Genomic DNA, 25,971 nt, shown 5'->3' on the forward strand with positions numbered 1-25,971 from the left:
AATTTAACACAGCACCCTTCCAAATTACACTTAAATTAGTTAGGTTAGTTAGTTACGCAATGAAACTCACTCTTTTTTCCGTCGCTATTTTATTAACTCCCATGTGGTTCGCCGCTGCAGCACAAGCGTACAGTCCCCAGGACTTGGAGCAACTCAAGCAAACTAGGGCGTGTCCTCGATGCGACCTCAGTGATGCACCCCTAAGTCAACTAAATTTAAGTGGCGCTAACCTCCGAGGCGCTAATCTCACTCGTGCTAATTTATCGCAAAGTAATCTTACAGGAGCTGACCTCAGTGGTGCAAATTTGGATGTTGCCGATCTACGTGGTGCTAACTTAACCAATGCTACGTTAACTGGAGTTAATCTCAGAACGGCAAATCTAGAAAATGCGAACTTAACTTTTGCCGGTTTCATTGCTGCTAATCTAGAAGGAGCGAGTCTCCGAGGTGCAAGAATGTTAATTACTAACTTCCGAGGCGCAAAGTTTAGACTCACAACCATGCCTAACGGCGTCGTTACACCCGATCGCCGTTATTGGTAAAGAAGGTCTCAGTATATATACTGAGATTATGTATACAAAAAAGCAAGAAAATATAAACTTCCTGTTATTGCGTTTCCAAGTTCGGGATTAATGAGCGAAGAACAGACTTGGTGACGCAATGAAAATTCTACAATTAGTAACAATTTCAACGGCAGCTATCTCGCTGGTAACAGGGTTTACTCCTGCAATCGTTGCTCAAGATGCTGATTATGTTTGTTACATGACGACCAAATCAGGTCGGACCCTAGATTTGTCTGCATCTGTGTGTAAGCTGGACGCATCGACTCAATTAGCAAAAGCAACAAGTGGCGTAGGAAGCGATCGCGCTTTTATTGCAGACTACAAGCGCGCCGTCATGAGCTATCCCCAACTTCGAGATAAATTATTGGCAAGCGTCGAGCGATCGCCTGAAGCAAGTATCATGCAGGCAAAAAGTATATGCGACGAGCTGGAAGTCGGGCTGACATTAGAAGATATCATCTACCATCGCACTGAAGGCACTACGAATACAGTAGATACTGTGAATTCATCAGTAATTGCCACTTTAGCGACAAAACACTACTGTCCTCAATTTAGTAGTCCATCATCAGCACCTCGGTAGTCGGTCTATGCTTGTATGAGCATACTTACAGATAAATTATTACTTGAACGATTCTTTATCATGGGGGAATAGGTAATTACGAATTACTGCATCGATGCTCAGCCGCATAAAAGAGTTAGCAACTGAACTAGCACCCCGTCTGATTGAAATTCGCCGCCATATTCACATTCATCCAGAATTGAGTGGTCAAGAGTATCAAACAGCTGCTTTCGTTGCTGGAGTTTTATCATCTTTTGGAATTCACGTACAAGAAGGCGTAGGAAAAACCGGCGTTGTCGGAGAGGTGCAAGGAGGTGGTCGCGATCCTCGCTTACTCGCAATTCGTACGGATATGGATGCTTTGCCAATACAAGAGCGTACTGGTTTGGAATATGCTTCGCGGACACCAGGGATTATGCACGCTTGCGGTCATGACGTCCACACGACAGTCGGACTAGGTACTGCGATGGTTTTATCGCGCATCGCTGAAGAATTGCCAGGCAATACCCGATTTTTGTTTCAACCAGCCGAAGAAATCGCCCAAGGTGCTAACTGGATGGTAGCTGATGGGGTAATGGAAGGCGTTTCGGCAATTTTTTCACTTCATGTTTTTCCTTCGATTCCTGCGGGTTCAGTGGGAATACGCTATGGAGCCTTGACCGCTGCGGCGGATGAGTTGGAAATCATTATTATTGGCGAATCAGGACACGGCGCGCGACCGCATGAAGCTATTGATGCGATTTGGATTGCCGCGCAAGTCATAACAACTCTACAACAAGCTATCAGCCGCACGCAAAACCCATTACACCCGATTGTCTTAACGATTGGTCAAATTCAAGGTGGCAGAGCGCCGAATGTGATTGCAGATCAAGTAAAGTTACTAGGAACCGTGCGATCGCTCCATCCTGAAACCCGCGCTAAACTTCCGCATTGGATTTCGCAGATGGTTGCGAATGTTTGCCAAAGCTACGGCGCGCGGTGTGAAGTGAAATATAATCTCGGCGTGCCAGGCGTGAATAATGATTTGTCACTCGCACAACTGATGCAGACTGCGGCGGAAGAAGCCTGGGGAAGCGATCGCGTGCAAATTTTACCTGAACCATCGTTGGGTGCAGAAGACTTTTCGGTTTATCTCGAAAAAGCGCCTGGTGTGATGTTTCGTTTAGGCGTAGGCTACCCAGACCGCAGTGTGAATTACCCACTACACCATCCACAATTTGAAGTAGACGAAACAGCAATAGTTACTGGAGTGGTCACCCTAGCATACACTGCCTGGAAGTATTGGCAACACAACAATGGCTTTTCTGAAGATTAACCGAGGAAAGATAGAGGGTAGAAGGAGAAGGGTAATAATTGTATTTTTACTCTACCTTCACGGTTGTAAGCTCCTAAATTTATTGCAAAAATATGAGTTTTGAGACGCGCAATGCTAAAAGTGCTGAGAATAAGGCATTGCCGCGATCGCACAATTTCTGACTTCTAAGCGCCGTCTTCCACAAGAAGGATGCTGCTTTTCTGTGCAATTGGTAATCTATCAATCATTGAGTAGATAACGACGAATCAGCTATGCCATCAAATACACCATTGCAAGGCACCGATTTAGTAGACTGTGCCAGAGCTAATGCTAAGCAAGGAATCGAGACTGCGGCTTATCAATGCGGCTATGGTGAAGATGTGAATGCATTTGCGAAAGCACTCAAAACCGCTTGCGAGCAAATGAATCTCCAAGTTAAGGAATTGAGCGAACTCATCGACGAGCAAGAAATGCCTTTACAGTTAGGAGGTGAAGTTGTTGCTCCTGATACGCCATCTGAGCTATGAACAACTTCTAGATTTGCAAAATGACGCGAGCTAAGTTGAAGTAAATCAAGACACCCAGTACATCCACCGCCGTCGTAATAAAAGGTGCAGACATCAAGGCGGGGTCTAAGCCCAGTAAGCGAAACAAAAACGGTAATGCTGAACCCGAAACTGAAGCCAGAACCGAGATAGCGACTAAACTTATCCCAACCGCGATCGCGACTAACCAACTTCCTTGCAAAAAGTAGCTCCAAACAGTAGTAATGCTCCCTAGCATTGTCCCTAGTAAAGCTCCGGCGATCGCTTCGCGTACTATGACTTGCAACGATCCTAAGGTTTTAATTTCATCGGTATTCATTCCTCGGATAACCACAGTAGAAGACTGCGCGCCAACATTTCCACCTGTACCAGTTAGCAAGGGAATAAAAGCCGCTAGCGTGACTACTTTTTGTAAAATTTCTTCTTCAGACCTGATAATCGTTCCAGTAACGGTGTTGGTTAAAAGTAGTACAAACAACCAAACTACGCGCTTGCGGGCAACGGTCAGTAAATCAGTTTGAAAATAATTGTCTCCCCCTGATTGAACGCCGCCGCCCAATGCATAAATATCTTCTGTAGTTTCTTGCTCTAAGATGTCAATTACGTCGTCAACTGTTACAATTCCTACAAGACGCTGTTCGCGATCGACGACAGGCACCGCTAAAAAGTCATAGCGTTGAATTAACCTCGCTACTTCTTCCTGGTCGGTATCAGTATAAACAAACACAACTTCACGCGTCATAATTTCGCCAATCGTTTGCTGCGGCTGTGCGGTGACGAGTTCTCGTAGCGACAAAATTCCAGTTAAGCGCCGCGCAGCATCGGTGACATAAAGATAGTAGATTGTCTCAGTCGCATTTGCTAGAAGGCGAATTCGCTCTAGGGCTTGCGTGGCAGTAAAGTTTTCTTTTAGCGAAATGAGTTCAGGTGTCATGATCCGCCCAGCCGTACCCGCTTCATAACCCAATAGCTGAGCAGTAGCTTGACGTTCTTCAGGACTCAGTTGTTCTAAAAGGCGAGTCACGAATTTTGCCGGTAATTCATCAAACAACTTGGCGCGATCGTCGGGTGACATTTTATCGACAATATCAAGAACCTCTTGACTTTTAAATTCCACAATGAGTGCTTCTTGAACACCAGAGTCAAGATATTCATAAACTTCGATCGCTTCACTTTTTGATAGCAAACGAAAGGCGATCGCCTGCATCGCTTTTGGTAAGCCTTCAATTGCTTCTGCGATATCTGCAGGTTGTACAGGTTCTAAAATAGCTTTGGCTTGCTGCAAATCTCCTTGTTCGAGGAGCGATCGCAGTTGATTTTGTATTAACTCGCGCAGGGAAGTGCGCGAGACATCCTGAAATAATGATAAGTTGTTAGTTTCAGTCAAAGCTTACCGTCCTGAACCCGAAAGTGCAAAATTCGCTGTTTTTAGTCTATAGTGATGCAGGCAAATTTCCGAAAATGGATTAGCCTGGATTTTTTTACATCGAGCAAGCTAGAAAGTCGTCAGTACTCTGCTATACGATGGTGGAACCTGCGACGATGACTGCATAAACGCGGTCTTTAGGCTTCTACCTCCTCATCCTTTAAGTGTTGTCTTAACTTAAGACTCTCTTAAAGCAGGTGCAAAGTTATTTAACTTCTAATATTCCTAACTCCGCGAAGCGGTAAGGTGCGGCTTTTGCGGTGGAATGTTAAGTAAACACCGAACCGCTACTGGCGATCGCTTACTTTTACAATAACTTTAGAGCGGTCAAGTCCAAGCTCTTACGACATTGGTAAATCAATGTTTTATCTGCCAGTATCGCTGTTACTGTTTCTCGTCTTACTGCTATTACTGCCATTTTTGTGGTTCACCCTAGCAGTGGACGTCGTTCGGCTAGCAGTAGCCAAGTTAGGCTTTGCACCCGACGTAGCAGTTATGTTGTTAGCTGCTGTGATCGTTGGCAGCACAATCAATATTCCACTTTACAAAGTTGAAGCGCCGCAACCAACAGCAGATAATTTAACCGAATTATGGTTGCGCGAGTATTGGGGTATTCCCCTCAAGCGAATGAAACGCTCTACTGTCGTTGCGATTAATGTAGGAGGCGGTGTCATTCCCGTGGGATTAGCACTGTATCAATTTACACAAGGCGATACCTTGGCAATCGTGCTAGTGACAGCGATCGTCACGGTTGTCAGTTACTACGCAGCCAGAGTCGTCCCAGGAATTGGCATTCAAATGAATCCTTTAGTCGCGCCTTTGACGGCGGCATTATCTGCAATGGTATTGGCAACAGCCCACGCTGCACCTGTAGCTTTTGCAGGTGGAATTTTGGGAACTTTGATTGGCGCTGACCTACTTCACCTCAAAGATATTCAATCAATGAGTTCGGGTGTTTTAAGTATTGGTGGCGCAGGAGTATTTGATGGTATTACTTTGTGCGGTTTATTTGCCTTACTCTTGACCTAAGTTAAAGGTCAAGAATCCAAGGTCAGAGGTCGGGGCTAGCTGAGCGATAACCATAGTTACAAATACAAGGCGTCTTCTTCATAGACTTCCTATCTGACCTTTGATCTCTAACTTCTTTTCATATTAGGAGAAGCTATAAACAATGCCTGTCGAAACAAACAATAACAAACGCTCAAAAAAGCCGCCACAAGTACGGCAATTTGGCGGCAGCTTACTGATTTTATTTACGATACTATTGCTGCTAAATTTTATTGTGCCGAGCTTTGGTCCGCGTTTACCACAAGTGCCTTATAGCGATTTTATTGCACAAGTCGAAGCAGATAAAGTCGATCGGGCAATTGTTGGTAGCGATCGCATCGAGTTTGCCCTCAAACCTGAAACAGAAGAAGGGACAAGTCAAGTTTTCACCACAACACCAGTTGCGATTGACTTAGATCTTCCTAAAATTCTCCGCGACCATAATGTCAAATTTACGGCTCCAGCACCGAATAATAATGGTTGGATTGGCACAATTTTAAGTTGGGTAATACCGCCATTAATCTTCTTTGGTATCTGGGGATTTTTAATTAACCGTCAAGGTGGTGGTCCAGCGGCATTAACGGTTGGTAAAAGTAAAGCGCGTATCTACTCCGAAGGAACTACCGGAGTTAAATTCAGCGATGTCGCCGGCGTCGAAGAAGCTAAGCAGGAAGTTCAAGAAATTGTTGATTTCCTCAAAAACGCGGGCAAATATACTCGACTAGGAGCAAAAATTCCCAAAGGAGTCCTACTTGTTGGACCTCCAGGAACAGGAAAAACTCTACTCGCCAAAGCGATCGCTGGTGAAGCAGGTGTTCCTTTCTTTAGCATTTCCGGTTCGGAATTTATCGAGTTATTTGTCGGTGTCGGTGCTGCACGCGTCCGCGATTTGTTTGAACAAGCGAAGCAACAAGCACCTTGTATCGTCTTCATTGACGAGTTAGATGCTTTGGGTAAATCGCGGGGCGGTGCTAACGGCTTTGTTGGCGGTAACGACGAACGCGAACAAACGCTAAACCAACTCCTGACCGAAATGGATGGTTTCGACGCAAATACCGGCGTCATCATCATCGCTGCGACAAACCGTCCCGAAGTGCTAGACCCTGCGTTACGCCGTCCTGGTAGATTTGACCGTCAAGTGGTTGTCGATCGCCCTGATAAAGTCGGTCGCGAAGCGATTCTCAAAGTTCATGCACGAAATGTGAAGTTAGCAGATGATGTCGATCTTCTAACCATTGCAGGACGTACCCCAGGATTTGCCGGAGCAGATTTAGCAAACTTAGTCAACGAAGCTGCTCTTCTCGCCGCCCGCCAAAATCGCGAAGCTGTGTCGATGAGTGACTTTAACGAAGCAATCGAGCGTGTCGTGGCTGGTTTAGAAAGGCGATCGCGCGTTCTCAATGAAAATGAGAAAAAGACGGTTGCTTATCATGAAGTTGGTCATGCGATTATCGGTGCTTTGATGCCTGGTGCGGGTAAAGTCGAGAAAATCTCAGTGGTTCCTCGCGGTGTGGGTGCATTAGGCTACACTGTGCAAATGCCCGAAGAAGACCGCTTTTTAATGATTGAAGATGAGTTACGCGGGCGGATTGCAACGCTACTTGGCGGACGCTCTGCTGAAGAACTGATTTTTGGTAAAGTGTCTACAGGTGCGAGTGATGACATTCAAAAAGCGACTGATTTAGCCGAACGCGCTGTCACGCTCTACGGCATGAGTGATGAGTTAGGTCCAGTTGCTTTTGAGAAGATCCAACAAGAGTTTCTTGGCGGTTTTAGCAACCCGCGTCGTTCGGTTAGCCCCAAAGTTGCGGAAGATATTGACCGCGAAGTTAAAGAAATTGTTGATGGAGCGCATCACATTGCTTTAAGCATTTTGGCTCAAAACCGTGACTTGTTGGAGGAAACCGCACAGATATTATTGCAGCAAGAAATCCTCGAAGGCGAACAACTGCGCGAACAATTGAAAAAAGTGCAAGCACCAGCCGAGTTAGATGAGTGGCTGCGTAGTGGGAAGTTATCTCCTGACAAGCCTTTGATGCAATCAGTTTTGGTGTAAGTGAGACTGAAAAATTCAGGCGATCGCTACTTAAGGGAAGGGCGATCGCTTTTTTTTGTCAATGCGTTGTAGCAGAGGTCAGAGTTAAACTTTCCTCAGCGAAGTCATTATGAGCTTATACAAGGTCAGGACTTACGCAAGAGCATAGAAAAATGAACCACAAAGGATACATAGACGCGCCAGTGGCTTCCCGCAGGGTAGGACGCGAAGGAAACGCTGTCTTGCGTTCAATCTTCTGTGTCTAACCGCCGAATTCTCCGCTGTAATTCAATTTCTTGCGAACTACAAATTGTTTCTAGATCGGCGACTCGCTGTTCTAAATTCTTGATACTATTTGCCAAATTGTTGCTTGCGTCGTTATCTGAGCTACGCCAAACGGCAATTGTACCAATAGCTGCACCCATCACTACCGCTAATGGCAGAATTGGACCGCTTCTAGTCACAGGTACTAACAAAATGCAGATTGCAAGCATACCTGTCGCAAACCCCCAAATTTTGCCGGTAGCCAAAACGCGGATATCTGTCTCGGAGTTCCTTGCCATAAAGTAGTAAATTTTACATTGATAAATATGATTCGATGTACTTCTGCTTTCAGTATGAATCTTGAGCTAGCAAGACCCGATCGAAATTCACTCTATCTTTAGATTAATCTCTTTAGATAGATGACCTAGATAAATAAAGTTTTCAAAATAGCATTTATAAGTAAAATTAATAAATGTGCAGAGTTATTCTGCTTTTTTTGAATACAGCATAGCGGGCTTTCAGCCTAGTGGTACTAAACTTTAGCTCAGGCAAAGACGACAAGCGATCGCTTTAAGTTGCTGGTCGCAGTAACAACTAATTTTGAACTGCTTGAGTCTTAGGGCTTTGGGAAATAATAATCATTTTCAAAAAGAAAATTGAGCCCACTATTTAGCTGTATTGCAACATTGTTGCGAACGAAAAGAAGAGTTGAGGGGGCTTTTAAGCTGCAATTATGTCGCCTGGTGTATTAATTCTAATCGCGATGCTCGGCATCGGCCTACTGCTGTTTCTGGTAATGGGTTTAAGGGTACAAGCCTTTGTAGCTCTACTCTTAAGTAGTTTATTCGTTGCGGTTGCAGCAGGGATACCGTTAAACGAGATTGCCAGCACAATTCAAGAAGGTATGGGGAACACCCTCGGCTTTATTGCAATTGTGGTTGGTCTGGGTACGATGTTCGGCGAGATGCTACGCGTGTCTGGCGGCGCGGAACAATTAGCAAACACTTTAGTAAGACGCTTTGGACAAGACCGCGCGCAATGGGCGTTAGGCTTGACAGGATTTTTAGTCGCGATTCCTGTCTTTTTTGATGTTGGTTTAATTATTCTGATTCCGCTGGTCTACAGCTTGGCGCAACGAACAGGGAAATCGTTGCTGTATTATGCAATTCCCTTAACCGCAGGGTTAGCAATCACTCACAGCTATATTCCACCCACGCCAGGTCCTGTGGCGGTTGCTTCATTAATTAATGCGGATCTGGGTTGGGTAATTTTGTTTGGCGCGATCGCTGGTTTACCCGCGATGGTCGTCGGTGGCGTTTTCTTTGGTAAGTATATCGGTGGGAAAATTCACGTGAAAGTGCCAGAGTACATGATCATTGACGCACCAGAAAAGGAAGTGGCAAAAGAGCCACCGGCATTTGGTACGATCGTTGCCATTATTGCGATTCCACTTTTACTGATTTTGCTCAATACTGTTTCTGGAATTTTGCTACCAGAAGGTAATTTTGTTCGTAATTTACTTGGATTTTTAGGACACCCATTTACCGCGTTACTCCTCGCGGCGCTGGCTTCATTTTATTTGTTAGGAACTCGACGCGGTTATACACAAGACGAAATTCAAACCATCGCGACAAAATCACTCGAACCAGTAGGATTGATTATTTTAGTCACAGGTGCGGGTGGTGTTTTTGGCAGAGTTTTAGTAACGAGTGGCGTTGGTGATGCATTAGCCGGTGTTATGGCTGCATCAAACTTACCGATCATTCTCCTTGCGTTTCTGATTGCGACTGCGGTACGAGTTTCGCAAGGTTCGGCGACGGTATCAATGGTAACAGCCGCAGGCATTATGGCACCCGCAATTGAAGCAGGGAATTATTCTGCACCAATGGGTGGGTTAATTACAATTGCGATCGCATCCGGTGCAACCGTACTTTCTCATGTCAACGATTCAGGTTTCTGGTTAGTCAGCCGTTATCTGGGATTATCCGAGAAAAACACGCTACGTTCTTGGACAGTGATGGAGACGATCATTGGTTTGGTGGGCTTTTTGATCGTGTTTGTGATTGGCTTTTTTGTGTAACTAGGTAGCGAATGGGTGATAGGTAATAGGTCATAAACATTCTTTAAGTGAACCAATTACCAATTACCTGTTACCAATTTGTTGACGTTGATTTTCACCCACCGACTAACCACTAAATCTATGAGCCAAACTTACTTTCTCGGTGTCGATCTTGGCACCACGAGTACAAAAGCGATTGTTTTTTCGGCTTCGGGTGCCATTAAAGGGATGGGCAATCGGGGATATAAAATTATTGTCCCCAAACCCACTTGGGCAGAACAAGACCCTGAAGCAATTTTTTCTGCGGTAATTTGTGCAGTGCGCGATGCAGTAAATGCGGCAGAAATCTCAAAATCGGCGATCGCCGCCTTGGGGTTTAGCGCAGCAACACATAGTTTAATCGCCGTTGATGCCAAAAACTATCCATTAACAAATGCCATTATTTGGGCAGACAATCGCAGTATTCATCAGACAGAATTCCTCAAGCAACAAGATCAAAAACACGATCTTTACTTGCGTACCGGAAGCCCGATTCATCCTGTTTCCGTCGTCACAAAATTGATGTGGATGCGCGAATCGAACCCAGATGTTTTTGCGAAAGCTGCTAAGTTTATCTCGATTAAAGAGTACGTTTTCTATCAATTATTCGAGCGCTACGTGATTGATTATTCGATCGCATCAGCGACAGGGTTACTCAATTTAAAGCAGCTTGATTGGGATGCAGAAGCACTGCAAATTGCCGGAATTCGGTCAGAACAATTGAGTGAACTCGTTTCACCAACGCACGTTTTACGCGGGATGAAAACACGTCATGCAGAAGTCATGTGCATTGCACCCGATACACCCGTTGTCATTGGGGCAAATGATGGTGTTTTAGCAAATTTAGGAGTAGGAGCGATTGCGCGGGGCGAGGTTGCAATTACGATTGGTACGAGTGGTGCGGTGCGCACGGTTGTAGATACACCACTTACGGATGAGAAAGAAAGAACGTTTTGTTACGCTTTAACGGAAAAACACTGGGTCATTGGTGGACCTACAAATAACGGTGGAATTGTTTTACGGTGGTTTCGCGACAACTTTTGCGCGCCAGAAGTTGAAAAAGCAAAGCGCTTGGGGGTAGATCCGTACGACTTGATGATTGAAAGCGCAATGGAAGTTTCTCCAGGGGCTGAGGGGTTGCTGTGTTTACCGTATTTATCAGGCGAACGCGCCCCGCATTGGAATGCGAAAACACGCGGTTTATTTTTTGGTGTGGGATTACATCACGGGCGATCGCATTTTGTCCGCGCGATTATGGAAGGGATTTTATTTAACGTTTACAGCGTTAATGTCGCTTTACAAGAACTCACTGGAGATATTAAAGAAATTCGCGCTTCGGGTGGTTTTGCGCGTTCGAGGGAATGGCGACAAATGATGGCAGATTTGTTTGGCATTGAGGTATTAATGCCAGAGGTTTATGAAGGAAGCGGATTTGGTGCAGCAGTATTAGCAATGTATAGTGTGGGTGCGATCGCCGACCTCACTGACGTGCAAAAATTAATTCGCATTACCTATCGTCATAAACCCAACGCACATTTAGCTAGTACCTATCACCATCTATTCTCGCTGTACGAACGCTTGTATCAAAATCTGGAACGTGAGTTTGATGCGATCGCAGATTACCAAAGCCAGGCAATTAAGAGAGATTAGAGATTATTAAGTGTAAAGTAGCGATAGAATAAAAACGCTAAGTATCAGGATCAATCGCCAATTCGCGCAGTTTTGCAGCTAACCTTTCAGCTTTTTGCTGTCGTTCTTCCTCGACGACTTCTGCTGACGTGAAAAACTGTAATTGCTGACTCCACAATCTACCCTGTGCATCGAATTGTAGCGGTTGATAGATTTCATCAGCGATATGAAATCCTGCAAATTCTAGCGTCTCTGGGTCAAACCAGAAATAGTCTAGTATACGTAAAATATCTTGACATAGACGACAATATCTTCATCTTCCCATGTTTCTGGAATCAAATCTTTGGCAAGCGACGTAGCAATACAAATGGGGTGACAAGGTTCTTGCTATGAGTTTATGGTAACTGGATAAAACTAATAGAATCCACAGTTATGGCTACCCAGCTAGCGAGACGCGCCTTTTTGTCGTTGAGTGTAGGAACAACTACCTTCTTTCTTAGCAATAAATGGCTGCAACCTGTGTCAGCCAAGCCGACAGCATTTGTGATGCGGTCAAATCAAGTGCAGTTGCATAATGGCGTGACTTTGAACTATGTTGAGAATCAACCGTCTTTTCCAGATTCAGACACAATTATTTTTTTGCATGGATACACAGACTCTTGGCGATCGTTTGAACGCAACTTGCCACTGTTATCCAATAAGTTTCGCATATTAGCAATTGACCAGCGCGGTCATGGTAACTCTTCACGTCCTTCCTGCTGTTACACGCAAGCCGACTTTGCTGCGGATATTGATGCGTTTATGACTGCTATGAAAATCGAAAAAGCAACTCTTGTTGGTCATTCGATGGGCGGTTTTATTGCGCACAAAGTTGCAGTAGACTATCCACAACGCGTTCAGCGCTTAGTACTCATTGGTGCAGCCCCTAGCGCCGTAAAAAATCCAGTACTTAAAGAACTTAATGATACTGTTCAAGCGTTAGTTGAGCCGATTGATCCTAATTTTGTCCGCGAATTTCAAGCGAGTACCTTTTATAAACCGATTCCACCTGCATTTCTAGACACTGCGGTTGCTGAAAGTTTGAAAGTGCCACTAATGGTTTGGAAACAAGCTTTAGCAGGGCTGATTGTCGAAGATCACGCTATGCGATTAGACCAAATTGCAGCACCTACATTAATTTTATGGGGCGATCGCGATGATATTGTAACGTTACAAGAGCAACAAGCCCTACAAACGCAAATTCCCAATGCAACGCTAAAAATCTACCGCGAAACAGGACATGGTTTACACGTTGAATCTCCGCAACGATTTGTCCGCGATTTGTATCGTTTTATGCGGCGATCGCAGTCAGTTGTTAAACATGATTGAAACTACCTTGCTCTAGCCAAATTTGAATGATGTAAGTCTTAATTGTTCAAACATTTGCAATTGCAATTAGCTTATGCATACCTACTTTTGAAGCGCTTTAGCAAAAGCTTAGTGTTTTCTACTTCTCTTTGAAATTCTTCTTGTTTCTCTAGCTGAATTTTGCTACCAGCTTGCTCGAATATCTTTTGTAATGCCTTGTCTAAATCAGTTTGCAATTGAGTCATTGTATCGAGTATTCTTTGATTGATTTCCTGGTGAGGATTAGGCATATCTATCCTTTGATTTTCACTTTGTTTACCTTTTTGACATAAATGATAATTTGTTAGTGCATTCATTATGATGTCCTTATGTTTATAGTGATAATTAAAGCTAATTTAGCGTTGACTCCTCTGCACCTGAAGCTGCCTATCTGTAACAACTTCAAAGTGAAACGGTATTAAACTAAGGGCTTGCTTCTAGTGCTGGTTATAGGATTACAACTAGATTCAACCTTGCCATAGTCGAGCTTAATGATCCGGTCTGCCAGATGAAAATAACGGTCGTCATGAGTAATCACTAAAACTGTTTTGCCGCGTTCTTTTAGCTTAATAAGAATCTCTTTGTAAAAGAGTTCGCGAAAAAATGGATCTTGGTCGGAAGCCCATTCATCGAATAAATAAATCGGACGATCTTCTAAATAAGCTGTTAGTAAAGCAAGGCGCTTTCGCTGTCCTTGAGAAAGGCGGGTTGTCGAAAGAATACCATTTTTTACTTGTACTTTGTGGTCTAACTGCAATTGCTTGAGATAGCTTTCAACTTCGCGATCTAAACCTGCACGATTAAATCCTAAATAGCGATCGAAAAGATAGAAATCAGAAAAAATGACCGAGAAATGCTGGCGATACCACTCGCGGTTTTGTGCTGAAATTGGTACTTGATTAAGATATATTGAGCCACTTTGAGGTGTATACAATCCTGCAATAAGTTTGGCAAGCGTTGATTTACCACTGCCATTGCCACCCACAATATATGTAATCTCTCCTGGTTGGAAGGATAAACTGATTGGACCCAGAAGAAAGCCTCTTTCTACAAAATCTGCATGATGACGATGGGGAGGACGCATCTCATTTGCTTCGCCATCCGGTTGATACATATAAGTCACGTCATCGAGTTCGAGTAGACAGTGATGATTAATATTGTCAAAATCAACAGTATCAAATTCAGCTTGATGGGCTAACGACAGTTTCATTCTTACAATTTTCTGTAAAGCAATATTGCCTTGCGCGAGATCGGGTAATCGCTTCAAGAGGTTTTGCATTGGGATGGCAATAAAGGTACTTGTCAGAACATAAGTAGATAGCATTGGTACTGGAAGGTAAATAAACCAAGGCAAGATAAAAACAATAAACGCCAAACTAGCAAACTGAGAAAATTGCCCTAACCCGTTGGCGATCGCAAAACTTTTCATAGCACTACTGTTTTTCCGGCGGAGTTTTGCGGCACTTTCCTGCAAATTCTTTGCTAAAAAATCTTCTCGCCTTGACTTGTGCAGTTTTAGTTCTTTAATCCCTGTCGTCGCTGCTTGAAAATGCTTGAACAAATTATCATCTTCTTCACGGGCTGCTGCGAAGAGATGCCGCGCTTTACCAAGTCTTGTCTGAGTACACCAAATAGCAATCGACGTGAAGGCGATCGCTAACACAAATATCGTATTTGATAACCAAGCTAAGTAAACTAAGCAGCCAATAATTGTAGCAAGGTCAATGCAGAGGTTAGGAATAGTAGAAACTGCGTGCGAAAGGACTCGAACATCGTCTGTAAGTGTGGCAAGTAAGCGGTGTTCTCCAAGTTTTTCTAGTAGATGCTGTAGAGGAGAAGATAAGATATTTTGACTTAATCTTAATCGCAGCTGGTAGATTGCATTTTGTGAAAGATGAATGAGCATAAATTGCGAGACAATGCTCGTAACCAGCGTAAAAAGAGCCAAGGCAGCAAAATAAAGCAATGCATTAGGAAGTGAGGCTTGATTGACCGCGCGGTTAATCAGTGAAACGAGCATCGCATTGCCACCACCACTCATTAAACCTGCAATCGTTGCAATCAAAATATTCCGCTGTAATTGCATAAAAGTACAATAGCCTACCTCAGTAAACTCTACTCGAGTGAACTGCCTAATCCTTCCTTGTAACTCAACACAATATTTGAGTTAACTTACTGAAACAGCTGAGAGTAGGTAGGTTCTAGCTTCTAGACTTGTCAATACACTTTTCGGCAATCAAAGTATCCTAATTAAGCAATCAGATTATCCTGGATCAGCAAATACAACGGCACATAGATCAGGTGTATTTTAGAGATTATTTTTCTATTTTTGGAATTGAGCAGAAAGTTTCAGTTCATTTCCAACAAAGAGAAAGCGATGAACATTTTGTGGAAAAACTTACTAATTAAAACAGTCCTTTGGATCTTTGTAGAAATCATTCTAACGCTGCTAGGACTTGACAATGTTGCTGACTACAGCGAGTTTGTCTTTAATCGAGATGAGATCGCGGCAAGCTACATTCAGCCAGCCATTCATCTGAATTCCTTTGTTTTATAAAAAATAAATCAAATTGATGTATCGAGAAATTCAAATTGACTCTTTTGGTGAAAAGGCAATTGGTAGACTTAAGAGAAACCTTAAAAAAATAATTAATTGCTATTGTTCCTCCTTAGTTTGTCGTAGTGTTTGACGTGGATGGATTGACTAAATTTTATTCATAATTATTGGTTTAATTCTTGTTCGCTATAAAAACTAAATGTGTTAGGGAATTGATTCTGTGATGACGAGAAGCTGGTGTGATTGGCGTTGGCAGTTGAAGTTAGTAGGTTGCGTTGCGTTTGTTGGGGCAGTAGCAGGAGGAGGCGATCGCTAAATATCTAATATCTCAAGCAACGCCATCGTTCATGACTTACTATCCTATCGTCCTAGTAGATAGTGGGGTTTTAATTGCATACTACAGCGCTCAGGACAAGTACCACCAGTTTGTACAACGCTTTTATGAAAATTGCACGTCGAAGCTGGTAACGACACAACCCATTTGTACAGAGGTAATGTGGCTGCTTAACTCTGATTGGCGTACGCAAAACGAGTTTCTTCTAGATATCGCTAAAAGACTCTACAAGTGCAAGCATCTGTTGCCTCAAGATTTTTCGCGGATTGCTCAACTCAATGCTCAATATTCAGATTTACCAAGAGATTTTGCAGATTTATCCTTAATTGCTATTTCAGAACGTTTAGACATTGCAGCGATCGCTACTTTGGATAGTGATTTTGACATTTACCGCTGCTATCGCAAGCAGCCATTTGAGCGAGTCATGGAAATATAATTTCAGCCGTATAGCAGAGGTCAGCGTTAAACTTCCCTTAGGAAAATTATTATGAGCTTCTATAACCTCCTAACTCTTGACTAGAACTATATCTCCATGAGGTGGGTTTGCAATCCGAACTGGCAACCTATCTATAACCATAACTTAGTGTTTGCTGCCTGAGTAAAAGCCTTCAAAACCAGTAGGTCATAATGCTACCATTTCACCTCAAAGTTACTACAAATGGGCAGCAGAGGAGAAATAATTTGTAGTTTTTATCTAGTGAAATGATAGCGACAAATAAGTCATGACTTCAGCTAAATCATGACCCATAACAATAGCAATTCAAATCATTATCCACTCTTCTATAACTTCTAAAAGTTCTTTTCGACAAGCTTCTAACATTTTACCCGTTGCTCATACACCAGGTGCGCTAGGAATCCCATAAAACCTTTATTATTTTTTATAATTTCATAATGTGCAAATTCCATCGCTTTTTGTAGATATTCTGTGAATACTCTTGAATCGTCTATCACCTCTAGCAAGAATTAATTACACTAGTGCATATCGTAACCAAACAAATTCGGGTCAACGTCTTGCAGATTCAAATCGTCCAAACCATACTCCGCCCAGCGTCTTTCCACCATAGCAGCAACATCAGGGTCGGACTCTAATACCGCACCCCACTCGTGTTCAGTTTCTGGAGGAATTTTCGTTGTTGCATCAATTCCCATGCGTCCGCCTAAACCAATTTTCTCACTGGCAAAATCTAACGAATCAAATGGCGTATTTGGTAATATAAACACATCGCGCGTCGGGTCAACTTTAGAACTAATTGCCCAAACAACTTGGCGCGGATCGCGGATATTGATATCTTTATCGACGACAATAACAAACTTGGTGTAAGTAAATTGCGGTAACGCACTCCAAAACGCTAATGCTGCGCGTCTTGCTTGTCCAGGGTAAGCTTTATCAATGGAAATAATTGCCGCTTTGTAACTCAAAGCTTCCATTGGTAAGAAGAAATCGACAATTTCCGAAACTTGTTGGCGTAGTATTGGGGTGTATATGCGGTTGAGGGCGATCGCCATCATGGCTTCTTCTTTCGGCGGACGTCCGCTAAATGTAGTTAAATAAATCGGGTCTTTACGATGGGTCATGCACTGAAAGCGAATCAGCGGTGAATCTTCCACGCCACCGTAGTAACCCATGTGATCGCCAAAAGGACCATCAGGTAACACTTCCCCTGGTGTAATTGTGCCTTCTAAGACGAATTCTGAGTCAGCAGGGACTTCTAAATCAACCGTTTTACACTTGGCTAGCTGTACCCCTGAACCGCCGTAAAGCCCTGCAAATAGCCATTCCGATAAATCGACAGGAATTGGTGTGGCGGCTGCCATAATAATCAGCGGATCGACACCAAGCGCGATCGCCACTTCTAATTTTTTCCCCTTTTCAGCAGCTTTGCGCAGATGTCTCGCCCCACCGCGTACAGACAACCAGTGAACGGTCATGGTATTTTTTGATTGCAATTGCAGGCGATAAACTCCAACATTCGGAGTTCCTGTTTCACAATCTTTGGTAATCACAAGCCCTAACGTAATGATTTTCCCCGCATCACCTGGATAAGGACGAATTAAGGGGAGCGTGTTTAAATCTAAGTCGTCGCCTTGAAACACAACTTGCTGACACGCAGGAAAAAAGTCGCGCCCTGGTTTGGCTTTGACGACATCGAATAACAGTTTGCCAAATTCTACGGCTTGTCCAATTTTCTTAGGCGGTTTGGGCTGTTGTAGCATACCGAGTTTTTTTCCCAAGGTTTCGAGTTCTTGGGGAGTTTCCATATTCATCGCCCAGCAGATGCGTTCTACGGTTCCCATAAGATTGATGGCGACGGGATAGGCTGCACCTTTGACGTTTTCAAAGAGTAAGCCAGGACCTCCCTGCTGTAACATGCGATTAGCAATTTCGGCGATTTCTAAATCGGGGTCAACTTTAGCAGTGATGCGTCGCAGTTGTCCGCGTTGTTCGAGGAGTTTGATGAATCCGCGTAAGTCTCGTGCCATAGTGTTTGTAGATTTGTGAAGCTTTTTTCATTATCACAGGTGTTTGTGGAGGGTGGGGAACGAACCACCAAGGCACAAAGAACACAAAGGTGGATTTTAATGAGGATGAAGATTTGACTGTACTAAAGATTATTTGACTTCAAAATATCTGATAGAGAACCTTCCGCGCGTGGAAAGACAAAGATAAAGCGATCGCACCTCAATAAACACTCACCTACAAGTGGCACAATCGAACATATAGAGCAGTTGATTTATAATGCCGTCTCCTCCTGTTTACACTCAGCAGCCTTGGTCAGAAACCTATAGTGAAATCATCGATGTTCGTTCGGAGGGAGAATTCGCCGAAGATCATATTCCTGGCGCGATTAATTTACCTGTATTAAATAATGAAGAACGTGCCGAAGTGGGGACGATATACAAACAAGTATCCCCTTTCACGGCGCGTAAAATTGGTGCAGCACTCGTTTACAAAAACCTTTCGCGACATCTGCGCGAACACTTTGCTGATAAAGAAAAAGACTATCGCCCTTTAGTTTACTGCTGGCGTGGTGGACAGCGTTCTAACAGCATGGCTTGGGTACTCGGACAAATTGGTTGGCGCGTAACTGTGATTGAAGGCGGCTACAAAACTTACCGCGCTTATGTTCGCGAACAACTAGAGAGATTGCCACTAAATTTTACTTATCTAATTCTCTGCGGTAAGACTGGTAGCGGAAAAACTCATATATTACGCCAAATGCAACAGCGTGGTGCGCAAGTTCTCGATTTAGAACGTTTGGCAAATCATCGCGGTTCACTGTTAGGTGAAGAATGGGACGATAAGCCGCTAGCACAGCCTTCGCAAAAATATTTTGAATCGCTCTTATTGCAACAACTCCAAAGTTTCAATCCTAGCGTCCCTGTGTGGGTAGAATCAGAAAGCAACAAAATTGGACAAGTTTATTTGCCACAGTCGCTATGGCTAAAAATGAAACAAGCAAGCTGTGTGGAAATTCACGTCCCAACCGCAGCACGAGTTGAGTTTCTTTTACAGCAGTATCCTCATCTTATCGAACATCCTGATGTACTCCAAGCTAAGCTAGGGTACTTGAAAGAACGCTACGGTAAGAAGAAATTAGTGCAATGGTATCAGGCGATCGCGCAACAAGCGTGGACGGATCTTTTCCAAGATTTGTTAGCGTCGCACTACGACCCGACGTATACGCATTCGATACAGCACAATTTTCCCAATGTCAAACAAGAATTCTCACTTCCAGACTTGTCGGATACGAGCATAGCAAAATTACTCGATTCTTTAATAACCGAGGGTACAGCCCTTGGCTCAAAAAAATAATATAAAATTTCCTGAAAATATAATAAGTTTATATTAAGATTTATCAAGGCTCATTTTGGCTAGTAATAGGTAATTACCCCTTTTGAACCTGTTACGCAAGTTGGAATGTACTGAATCCAAAATTAGCTTGGATGAAGGTCATCCTTGATGAAAGTTCTGTTAGTCGAAGACGATTCATCAATTAGCGAGTGTCTCGCGACAACACTAACTTCACATCGATATACTGTCGATGTGGCTGGCGACGGTCAACTAGGCTTGGAACTTGCACTCCAAGGAGAGTATGACATCATTTTGCTCGATGTGATCCTGCCGAAGTTGAATGGTTTGAGTGTTTGCCAGCAACTACGTCAACAAGGATGCAAAACCCCGATCTTGATGTTGACAGCAAAAGACACAAACGAAGACATTATTGCTGGTCTTAATGCTGGTGCTGATGACTATATTACAAAACCCTGCGATACCGAGCATTTTTTAGCGCGAGTTCGCGCGCTGCTGCGTCGTCAGGTAAGTACAACGTTTGCGCCAGTGCTGACTTGGGGCGATTTGCATCTCGATCCGACACTGATTCAAGTGACATATCGGCAGCAAATTGTTGTTCTCAGTCCTAAAGAATACAGCTTGCTAGAGTTGTTGTTACGCTATCCGCAGCGCATTTTTAGCCGTAGCAGTATTATCAATCATTTGTGGTCAATTGATGACTCGCCTACCGATGCTGCTGTGACGAACTTGATCAAAGATCTGCGGCGGAAACTGAAAACAGCAGGAATGCACGAAGAATTGATTGAAACTGTGTATCGTCTGGGATATCGTTTAAAAACACCACCCAAACAAGAAATACAGGCAAAAGTAGAGACAAATCACCAATCTGAACAACAAGTTTTGCTCGAACAGGTAGCGCAGAATTTTCGGGCTTCGTTGCAACAACGAATTGATGTTTTGGAAACAGCGGTGCGATCGCCAGTCGATCGCCTCAGCCCACTGCAATACCAGCAAATTAAGGAGGAAGCCCATCGCTTAGCTGGTGGATTGGGGACATTTGGCTATGCTAAAGGTTCAGATTTAGCTCGCGCGATCGAACATTTACTCATCGCTGGAAATTGGGATACTCATCAACAGCAGCACTTTTCTCAGCTTTTCACTCAACTCAAGCAAGAAATTGCCCATCCATCCCTTGCATCCCTACCAACTTCAACACCTCTCGTATTAGCGATCGCCGACGATGATTCGTTGATTGAACAATTGCAGCAAACTGCACCCGATCGCGGCTGGCGAGTAGAAGTTATTCGCAATCGATCAGATGTGTTACAGCGCACAGCAAAAGATGCGCCCACTGTCATTTTTATGAGCTTACATCAGGCAGTTCCCGATCGCGGGTTGATGTTACTGCAAGAATTAAAAATCCAGTTTCCCACCGTACCAATCGTCATTCTGACAACGCAAGACAGCTTAGATAGTCGAGTCGCGGTAGCGCGTTTAGGAGTCAGTCGCTACGTTGTGCATCCCGTGACAACCAACGAGATTTTTGACGCGATCGCGCAAGTCTCGCCGCCAACAACACCCACCGATGCTAAAGTCATGATTGTCGATGATGACCCTTTAGCATTGCAGACATTAAGCGCACTATTGCAACCTTGGGGGCTACAAATTACCGTACTCAGTCAACCTGAACATTTTTGGCAAGTTCTGACTTCGACAGTTCCCGACGTGCTGCTATTAGACCTAGAAATGCCTACGTATAACGGGCTTGAACTGTGTCGCGTCGTGCGCCAAGATGCAAGCTACAGCGATATCCCCATTCTAGTCGTGACTGCACATACAGATATTACCTCGATTCAACAAGTTTTTGCAGCAGGAGCCGATGACTTTATTGCTAAACCAATTGCAGGTCCTGAAATCGTCACGCGCACACTTGCCCGTATCGAGCGATCGCGCATTCAGCGACAACTTTTGCAGTACCAACAAGAACATTTGCAAACGCACCAGCAAGCAGCCATTGACTCGCTGACGCAAGCCGCAAATCGTCGTTATTTTGAAGAATTTCTCCACCGCGAATGGCAACGCTTGGCACGCACCCAAGCTCCACTGAGTTTGATTTTGTACGATATCGATCATTTCAAAGCTTACAACGATATCCACGGATATTCGGCTGGCGATGCGTGTTTGCGACAAGTGACTCAGATTGTGCGCAACTGCATTCGCCTAGACCGCGACCTCGTTGCGCGTTGTGGCGGCGATGAATTTGCCATTGTTCTAGCAGAGACGAGTCTCGAACAAGCACTACAAGTTGCCCAACGCATTCAAAGCGCGATCGCGCAGGTACAAATTCCTCATCATACCCATCAATACGTCACAATTAGCCTCGGCATTAGTGGGACAATTCCCCAAAATAATACTTTTGCGCAAAATTTAATTGCAATTGCCACCCAAGCGCTTTATGCTGCAAAAGCAAGGGGTCGCAATACATATTGTCTCTATCCACTATGAAGGAATCGTCCGCTTTATCGCACTACTTGCCGCAAAACACCACTAAAATTCCGCTAGGAATACTGTTGAGTGTACCATTCCTTCTACAAATTTTTGGTTGTGCCAAGTTAGTACGCTATTTTTCGGCTCGAGGCGAACCGCCAGCCATCAGTGTATTAGAATATTACGCACATCAGCAATTCGATGAGTTGTCAAGTACTGCACTAGCAGTAAGTCGCGAGCCGCTTACTGTTATTAGCAATCGTCTAGAAAAGATTCAAGATCGGGATTTCTATACGCAGCAGTGGCAATACGATTTTGCCGCTTTCAAGCTTAGAAGTGATAATAGCGCGATTCATGCCTACAATGCGCAGGTAGATAAACGATGGATCTATTCTTTGACCGATCGAAGTCAGCAAGCGCAACTCAAACACGCGATCGCAACATCCGTAGATGTTCTGCATCCATCCTTTGTCAATAAATTCGCCACCCAACAATCGCTGTCTACTACTGACTTACTGTTCGTCGGCTTGCGAGTATGTATAAGTACAATTGGTTTAACAAGCTTTGAAGGAAGTGTGAGAGCATCTGTCATTCATGCGTTGATTCGCACTCTTCTCTACCGAGATAAATCCGATTTCGTTAACGTAAGCCTCATCACACCAAAATCGGAATCGAACAAAGATATAAATAATCAATATCTGCAAATCCTCGCAGGTTCTTGTCTTACTGTCATCCTTGTATTCGTGACGTGGTTAATCAAAACCCGCAGGTCTATCGCACTAGGGCGGTACTTATCGAAAATAGAAGCGATCGCGCGCAAACAGTTTGCACAAGTTACGACAACGCGATTATTATTAAAACCGCGCGATCGCCTGTCCAAATTAGCCGACGCGTTACCAGGAATTATTTATACGGCGATTATCGAACCTGATGGCTTGATGCACTTTCAGTATATCAATCAAGCAACAGAAACTTTTTATGAAATTAGTGCTAAAGAATTTTTAGGGCAACCAAACCGGATCGTACTCGCGCAGATGCATCCAGAGGATCGCGCAGGTTATCTGCAACAGCTTGCACGCGCGCGTCAAACGTTAGCAACTTTTACATATGAGTGGCGTAGCATCCCACCCTCTGGTCAACTTAAATGGTTGCGCGCAACAGCACAACCCCAACAACGAGCAGGTAATATCTACTGGCATGGCGCGATCGTTGACATCACCGATCTTAAGCAACGCGAACAAGCACTGCAAGCATCTCACGCGCAACTCAATGACATTCTCAACATGGCAGGAGTTGCGATCGGTCGAATGCGCTTTTATCCGGATCGAACTTTTGAATCTGACTATTGTTCTCCAGGATGTGAAGCTATGGTTGGCTACGCACCGGAAGAATTAACTGCACAATTGTGGGTATCGCGAATTCCATCGGAAGACTTGGATGCCATGATGGCACAATCGTTTGTCGCTATTTGTCAAGAACAACCAATCGCAACCGAGTATCGCTTTCAGCGTAAAGATGGTTCGCAATGTTGGATTTCTGATGTTTTGACGTCGCGTTGGGATGAAAACGAAGGTTGCTGGATTGTTGTTGCTGTGGGAATAGATATTACACAGCGCAAAAATATTGAGACAGCACTATATCAGAGTGAAGCACTGAATCGTGCCGTGTTAAATGCACTACCAGACTTAATTATCCGACTCGATCGAGATGGAACTTATCTCGATGTCAAGCCGGCAACGACATTCCCTATTCTAATTTCAGATAACTGCATTGGCAAAAACGTTTGTGATGTCCTGCCACCAGAAGTGGCACAACAAAGACTTGCAGCGGCGGCTACTGCCTTGTCTACAGGTAAAATGCAAGTTTATGAGTTTCCAATAACGGTACGCGAACAGGCACTTTGGCAAGAAGCAAGAATAATTCCGCTCAACGCTGATGAGGTGTTGATTGTCATCCGCGATCTGACACAACGCAGACAAGCCGAACAAGCACTACAAGAAAGCGAACAACGCTTCCGCCAAGCTTTTGACGACGCACCAATTGGGATGGCATTAATTTCACCGACAGGACAGTTTTTGAAAGTGAATCGTTCGCTATGCGAACTTGTCGGTTACACCCAAGACGAATTACTGGCACTAACAACCGCAGACATTACACATCCTGACGATCGCTATGCAGATGCAGAGTACGTACAACAGCTAATAGCTGGCACGATCCGCTGCTACGAAATTGAAAAAAAGTATGTGCGCAAACAAGGTGACGTTGTGCAGACTCTATTAAATGTATCGCTCGTGAAAGATGCTGCACAACCGCTTTATTTTATTGCTCAAATTTTGAATGTGAGCGATCGCTACGAAATTGCACGTCTGAAAGACGAATTTATCGCGATTGTCAGTCACGAATTGCGCACGCCACTCACAGCAATTCGCGGTTCTTTGGGAATTCTGGCAGCAGGTGTTTTAGATGACGAACCGCTTAAAGTTCAAGAACTCTTACAGATTGCGCTCAACAACAGCGATCGCCTGATGCGGCTAGTTGACGATCTTCTCAATTTGGAACGGTTAGAATCGGGTAAAATCCCCCTAACGCTTGAAATGTGTGAAGTTGGCGATCTCATCCAACAGGCGATCGCCTGTACCGCCACAATCGCCGATGCCGCTAATATCCAGATTTCCACTTCATTCCCACAAATTCGAATTAGAGCAGCTAGTGATGCGATCGTCCGAACCTTGACAAATTTGCTAAGTAATGCTGTCAAGTTCTCGCCGTCGGGGAGTACGGTGTGGTTAAGTGCTGAAGTGCAACAAGTAGAAAGCGTACCTTATGTTCTCTTTGCCGTGAAAGATCGAGGACGCGGCATTCCTGCTGACAAGATTGAAACTATTTTCCGACGCTTTCAGCAGGTGGATATTTCTGATTCTTGGCAAAAAAGAGGTACTGGGCTAGGCTTGGCAATCTGCAAAAGTATTGTTCAGCAACACGGCGGGCAGATTTGGGTAGAAAGTCAGCCAGGAGTTGGCAGTACGTTTTATTTCACACTTCCGATCGCGCCAAAAGAATGACGAAGCGCATCCTCATCGTAGATGACGACGAAGACATCTGCAAAGTTATGCAAATTGCTTTAGAAAAGTTTGCAGGCTGGACTGCGCTCGTCGCCCAGTCAGGGCAAGCAGGGTTATTTCTAGCTAAGACACAACGTTTAGACGCGATTCTGCTTGATGTATCGCTACCCGATATCGATGGCGTTGAATTGTTTACGCAGTTGCAAGCGGATGTGACAACCTGCTCAATTCCTGTGATACTTCTGACAGCGAAAATATTACCAAGCGATCGCCAACGCTTTGCACAAATGGCAGTTGCTGGTGTAATTACTAAGCCGTTTAATCCACTGAACGTTTGGACTGAGATTGCCACAATTTTAGGCTGGCAGTAGAATTGCTCGTGCGACAGGAATTAGCACTGCGCTAGTAAAAATGACAAATATGGCTATTAGACCAAATAAGATAATCGCCGTAATTACAAATACGGTTGAGGTATGAATCGGTCGGTACAAATAGTCAGGTTGGGCAATTGACTGAACGTCTTTGACATAGCTGATGATTGCTAGGACCAACAAAAATATTCCCAAGGCGATCGCACCCAAGCCAATGCTCTGAGCTATTTTTGCATTGAGTGCGGTATCATTTCTTGCAAATGTTTGATTGATAGCGTTAAATATACGGTCAAACGCAATGCCAAAACCAATCAGCGTTAAACAATTTTGAATCCAACTCAGCAACGTCCGTTCAGCCGCACCCCGATTGCGCTGTTTCGCCAGTTCGTTGGTAATGTTCGTTGGCTGCTGAGAATTCATGCGTTGTAGGAAGCAGAGGAAGCAGAGGAAGCAGAGGGGGCAGAGGGGGCAGAGGGGGCAGAGGTGCAGAGGAGAAAATGACTGGTAGTTTTACATTTAGT

At 44.2% G+C, this 25,971-nt stretch carries 22 protein-coding genes and 1 pseudogene; 15 read left to right on the forward strand and 8 right to left on the reverse strand.

Features of this window, described 5'->3' with window-relative positions:
• Positions 1-59 precede the first annotated feature (59 nt).
• The 4 genes from B1A85_RS22300 to B1A85_RS22315 all read left to right on the forward strand — a co-directional run bounded on the left by B1A85_RS22300 (position 60) and on the right by B1A85_RS22315 (position 2,943).
• Positions 60-542 carry a pentapeptide repeat-containing protein gene (locus B1A85_RS22300; RefSeq protein ID WP_104548920.1) on the forward strand — a complete coding sequence of 161 codons (483 nt, stop codon included), beginning with the start codon at positions 60-62 and terminating at the stop codon, positions 540-542.
• 118 nt (positions 543-660) lie between these two features.
• Positions 661-1,143 carry a DUF732 domain-containing protein gene (locus tag B1A85_RS22305; protein ID WP_104548921.1) on the forward strand — a complete coding sequence of 161 codons (483 nt, stop codon included), beginning with the start codon at positions 661-663 and terminating at the stop codon, positions 1,141-1,143.
• A 94-nt stretch (positions 1,144-1,237) separates the two neighbouring features.
• Positions 1,238-2,437 carry a M20 family metallopeptidase gene (locus tag B1A85_RS22310; protein WP_104548922.1) on the forward strand — a complete coding sequence of 400 codons (1,200 nt, stop codon included), beginning with the start codon at positions 1,238-1,240 and terminating at the stop codon, positions 2,435-2,437.
• 251 nt (positions 2,438-2,688) lie between these two features.
• Positions 2,689-2,943, forward strand: a complete 255-nt coding sequence (locus B1A85_RS22315) for a hypothetical protein (RefSeq protein WP_104548923.1) — start codon at positions 2,689-2,691, stop codon at positions 2,941-2,943.
• A gap of 7 nt (positions 2,944-2,950) precedes the next feature.
• Here the strand turns inward: B1A85_RS22315 and mgtE are convergent, their stop codons facing one another.
• The gene (mgtE, locus tag B1A85_RS22320) at positions 2,951-4,348 is read right to left on the reverse strand and encodes a magnesium transporter (RefSeq protein ID WP_104548924.1); all 1,398 of its coding nucleotides are present in this window, start codon (positions 4,346-4,348) and stop codon (positions 2,951-2,953) included.
• Positions 4,349-4,747: 399 nt separating this feature from the next.
• Here mgtE and B1A85_RS22325 point away from each other — a divergent pair, with 399 nt between their 5' ends.
• Both B1A85_RS22325 and ftsH read left to right on the forward strand, forming a co-directional pair.
• Complete coding sequence (locus B1A85_RS22325) at positions 4,748-5,416, forward strand: DUF1614 domain-containing protein (RefSeq protein WP_104548925.1); 669 nt, start codon at positions 4,748-4,750, stop codon at positions 5,414-5,416.
• Positions 5,417-5,558: 142 nt separating this feature from the next.
• Positions 5,559-7,490: an ATP-dependent zinc metalloprotease FtsH gene (ftsH, locus tag B1A85_RS22330; RefSeq protein WP_104548926.1), complete on the forward strand. Its 1,932-nt coding sequence runs from the start codon at positions 5,559-5,561 to the stop codon at positions 7,488-7,490.
• 227 nt (positions 7,491-7,717) lie between these two features.
• Here ftsH and B1A85_RS22335 read toward each other — a convergent pair whose 3' ends face one another.
• Positions 7,718-8,032: a hypothetical protein gene (locus B1A85_RS22335; protein ID WP_104548927.1), complete on the reverse strand. Its 315-nt coding sequence runs from the start codon at positions 8,030-8,032 to the stop codon at positions 7,718-7,720.
• A 434-nt stretch (positions 8,033-8,466) separates the two neighbouring features.
• On the opposite strand from B1A85_RS22335, the gene B1A85_RS22340 reads away from it, so the two are divergent.
• Positions 8,467-9,813, forward strand: coding sequence for a gluconate:H+ symporter (locus tag B1A85_RS22340; RefSeq protein ID WP_104548928.1), 1,347 nt, complete (start codon positions 8,467-8,469; stop codon positions 9,811-9,813).
• A 120-nt stretch (positions 9,814-9,933) separates the two neighbouring features.
• Positions 9,934-11,481, forward strand: a complete 1,548-nt coding sequence (locus B1A85_RS22345; RefSeq protein WP_104548929.1) for a gluconokinase — start codon at positions 9,934-9,936, stop codon at positions 11,479-11,481.
• 37 nt (positions 11,482-11,518) lie between these two features.
• Here the strand turns inward: B1A85_RS22345 and B1A85_RS26380 are convergent.
• Positions 11,519-11,764: pseudogene (locus B1A85_RS26380) on the reverse strand (Uma2 family endonuclease); the annotation flags it as partial.
• Positions 11,765-11,892: 128 nt separating this feature from the next.
• On the opposite strand from B1A85_RS26380, the gene B1A85_RS22355 reads away from it, so the two are divergent.
• A complete protein-coding gene (locus B1A85_RS22355) occupies positions 11,893-12,828 on the forward strand; it encodes an alpha/beta fold hydrolase (protein WP_104548930.1) in 936 nt (311 codons plus the stop codon).
• A gap of 71 nt (positions 12,829-12,899) precedes the next feature.
• Here the strand turns inward: B1A85_RS22355 and B1A85_RS22360 are convergent, their stop codons facing one another.
• The gene (locus B1A85_RS22360; RefSeq protein WP_104548931.1) at positions 12,900-13,163 is read right to left on the reverse strand and encodes a hypothetical protein; all 264 of its coding nucleotides are present in this window, start codon (positions 13,161-13,163) and stop codon (positions 12,900-12,902) included.
• Positions 13,164-13,264: 101 nt separating this feature from the next.
• The gene (locus B1A85_RS22365) at positions 13,265-14,932 is read right to left on the reverse strand and encodes a cyclic peptide export ABC transporter (RefSeq protein WP_104548932.1); all 1,668 of its coding nucleotides are present in this window, start codon (positions 14,930-14,932) and stop codon (positions 13,265-13,267) included.
• Positions 14,933-15,223: 291 nt separating this feature from the next.
• On the opposite strand from B1A85_RS22365, the gene B1A85_RS22370 reads away from it, so the two are divergent.
• Together B1A85_RS22370 and B1A85_RS22375 are read left to right on the forward strand one after the other, a co-directional pair.
• Positions 15,224-15,403, forward strand: coding sequence for a hypothetical protein (locus tag B1A85_RS22370; RefSeq protein ID WP_104548933.1), 180 nt, complete (start codon positions 15,224-15,226; stop codon positions 15,401-15,403).
• 347 nt (positions 15,404-15,750) lie between these two features.
• Positions 15,751-16,173 carry a type II toxin-antitoxin system VapC family toxin gene (locus B1A85_RS22375; protein WP_104548934.1) on the forward strand — a complete coding sequence of 141 codons (423 nt, stop codon included), beginning with the start codon at positions 15,751-15,753 and terminating at the stop codon, positions 16,171-16,173.
• 324 nt (positions 16,174-16,497) lie between these two features.
• Here B1A85_RS22375 and B1A85_RS26385 read toward each other — a convergent pair whose 3' ends face one another.
• Entirely contained in the window at positions 16,498-16,557 is a 60-nt protein-coding gene (locus tag B1A85_RS26385; protein WP_371681707.1) for a hypothetical protein, read from the reverse strand.
• A 152-nt stretch (positions 16,558-16,709) separates the two neighbouring features.
• Positions 16,710-18,218, reverse strand: a complete 1,509-nt coding sequence (locus B1A85_RS22380; RefSeq protein WP_104548935.1) for a UbiD family decarboxylase — start codon at positions 18,216-18,218, stop codon at positions 16,710-16,712.
• Positions 18,219-18,474: 256 nt separating this feature from the next.
• Between B1A85_RS22380 and mnmH the strand changes: the two genes are divergently transcribed.
• The 4 genes from mnmH (at position 18,475) to B1A85_RS22400 (ending at position 25,450) form a co-directional block, all read left to right on the forward strand.
• Positions 18,475-19,551 carry a tRNA 2-selenouridine(34) synthase MnmH gene (mnmH, locus tag B1A85_RS22385; protein ID WP_104548936.1) on the forward strand — a complete coding sequence of 359 codons (1,077 nt, stop codon included), beginning with the start codon at positions 18,475-18,477 and terminating at the stop codon, positions 19,549-19,551.
• A gap of 147 nt (positions 19,552-19,698) precedes the next feature.
• Entirely contained in the window at positions 19,699-22,035 is a 2,337-nt protein-coding gene (locus B1A85_RS22390; RefSeq protein ID WP_104548937.1) for a response regulator, read from the forward strand.
• On the forward strand, positions 22,032-25,079 hold the full coding sequence (locus tag B1A85_RS22395; protein ID WP_104548938.1) for a PAS domain S-box protein: 3,048 nt from the start codon (positions 22,032-22,034) through the stop codon (positions 25,077-25,079). Before B1A85_RS22390 ends, B1A85_RS22395 begins: the two co-directional genes overlap by 4 nt.
• The gene (locus B1A85_RS22400) at positions 25,076-25,450 is read left to right on the forward strand and encodes a response regulator (protein ID WP_104548939.1); all 375 of its coding nucleotides are present in this window, start codon (positions 25,076-25,078) and stop codon (positions 25,448-25,450) included. Before B1A85_RS22395 ends, B1A85_RS22400 begins: the two co-directional genes overlap by 4 nt.
• Here B1A85_RS22400 and B1A85_RS22405 read toward each other — a convergent pair.
• On the reverse strand, positions 25,436-25,870 hold the full coding sequence (locus tag B1A85_RS22405) for a YidH family protein (protein ID WP_104548940.1): 435 nt from the start codon (positions 25,868-25,870) through the stop codon (positions 25,436-25,438). The genes B1A85_RS22400 and B1A85_RS22405 overlap by 15 nt on opposite strands.
• Positions 25,871-25,971: the final 101 nt, after the last annotated feature.

Origin of the sequence: Chroococcidiopsis sp. TS-821, from assembly GCF_002939305.1 — a bacterium.
In the GTDB taxonomy this organism is placed as follows: domain Bacteria; phylum Cyanobacteriota; class Cyanobacteriia; order Cyanobacteriales; family Chroococcidiopsidaceae; genus Chroogloeocystis.

Bases quoted from the DNA above. Each gene is read 5' to 3' on its own strand.
- B1A85_RS22300 (WP_104548920.1), top strand. From the start codon at position 60: ATGAAACTCACTCTTTTTTCCGTCGCTATTTTATTAACTCCCATGTGG.
- B1A85_RS22305 (WP_104548921.1), top strand. From the start codon at position 661: ATGAAAATTCTACAATTAGTAACAATTTCAACGGCAGCTATCTCGCTG.
- B1A85_RS22310 (WP_104548922.1), top strand. From the start codon at position 1,238: ATGCTCAGCCGCATAAAAGAGTTAGCAACTGAACTAGCACCCCGTCTG.
- B1A85_RS22315 (WP_104548923.1), top strand. From the start codon at position 2,689: ATGCCATCAAATACACCATTGCAAGGCACCGATTTAGTAGACTGTGCC.
- B1A85_RS22325 (WP_104548925.1), top strand. From the start codon at position 4,748: ATGTTTTATCTGCCAGTATCGCTGTTACTGTTTCTCGTCTTACTGCTA.
- ftsH (WP_104548926.1), top strand. From the start codon at position 5,559: ATGCCTGTCGAAACAAACAATAACAAACGCTCAAAAAAGCCGCCACAA.
- B1A85_RS22335 (WP_104548927.1), bottom strand. From the start codon at position 8,032: ATGGCAAGGAACTCCGAGACAGATATCCGCGTTTTGGCTACCGGCAAA.
- B1A85_RS22340 (WP_104548928.1), top strand. From the start codon at position 8,467: ATGTCGCCTGGTGTATTAATTCTAATCGCGATGCTCGGCATCGGCCTA.
- B1A85_RS22345 (WP_104548929.1), top strand. From the start codon at position 9,934: ATGAGCCAAACTTACTTTCTCGGTGTCGATCTTGGCACCACGAGTACA.
- B1A85_RS22355 (WP_104548930.1), top strand. From the start codon at position 11,893: ATGGCTACCCAGCTAGCGAGACGCGCCTTTTTGTCGTTGAGTGTAGGA.
- B1A85_RS22360 (WP_104548931.1), bottom strand. From the start codon at position 13,163: ATGAATGCACTAACAAATTATCATTTATGTCAAAAAGGTAAACAAAGT.
- B1A85_RS22365 (WP_104548932.1), bottom strand. From the start codon at position 14,932: ATGCAATTACAGCGGAATATTTTGATTGCAACGATTGCAGGTTTAATG.
- B1A85_RS22370 (WP_104548933.1), top strand. From the start codon at position 15,224: ATGAACATTTTGTGGAAAAACTTACTAATTAAAACAGTCCTTTGGATC.
- B1A85_RS22375 (WP_104548934.1), top strand. From the start codon at position 15,751: ATGACTTACTATCCTATCGTCCTAGTAGATAGTGGGGTTTTAATTGCA.
- B1A85_RS22380 (WP_104548935.1), bottom strand. From the start codon at position 18,218: ATGGCACGAGACTTACGCGGATTCATCAAACTCCTCGAACAACGCGGA.
- mnmH (WP_104548936.1), top strand. From the start codon at position 18,475: ATGCCGTCTCCTCCTGTTTACACTCAGCAGCCTTGGTCAGAAACCTAT.
- B1A85_RS22390 (WP_104548937.1), top strand. From the start codon at position 19,699: ATGAAAGTTCTGTTAGTCGAAGACGATTCATCAATTAGCGAGTGTCTC.
- B1A85_RS22395 (WP_104548938.1), top strand. From the start codon at position 22,032: ATGAAGGAATCGTCCGCTTTATCGCACTACTTGCCGCAAAACACCACT.
- B1A85_RS22400 (WP_104548939.1), top strand. From the start codon at position 25,076: ATGACGAAGCGCATCCTCATCGTAGATGACGACGAAGACATCTGCAAA.
- B1A85_RS22405 (WP_104548940.1), bottom strand. From the start codon at position 25,870: ATGAATTCTCAGCAGCCAACGAACATTACCAACGAACTGGCGAAACAG.